Genomic DNA, 232 nt, shown 5'->3' with positions numbered 1-232 from the left:
AGCAGGCCATCGCCTCGGTATTGGGGACCAGCAGGATGGGACGAAAGAAAGTGATTGTGAAGGTAAAGAAAAAATACCCGGAGTTTGTTGCCTCGCAAATCCGCAGGGTGTACCACAAATATGGATTCTCGCTTTATAAAAGACTGAAAAGAAAACGTTTGGATAATCCTGCCAATCCAATTCAGGTTCCGTTGGAAAGGAATGAAGAACTTGCTGCAGACTTTATGAGTGG

At 44.8% G+C, this 232-nt stretch carries 1 protein-coding gene; it reads left to right on the top strand.

The features are described from left to right. Positions 1-35: 35 nt before the first annotated feature. A partial coding sequence (locus AC23MB_RS14555; protein ID WP_487787677.1) for a hypothetical protein occupies positions 36-232 on the top strand: 197 nt, incomplete at its 3' end.

Source organism: Soonwooa sp. T0.1_25 (genome assembly GCF_057652215.1).
Note: the sequence above shows the minus strand (reverse complement) of the source record. Positions and strands in the feature narration are given on the sequence as shown.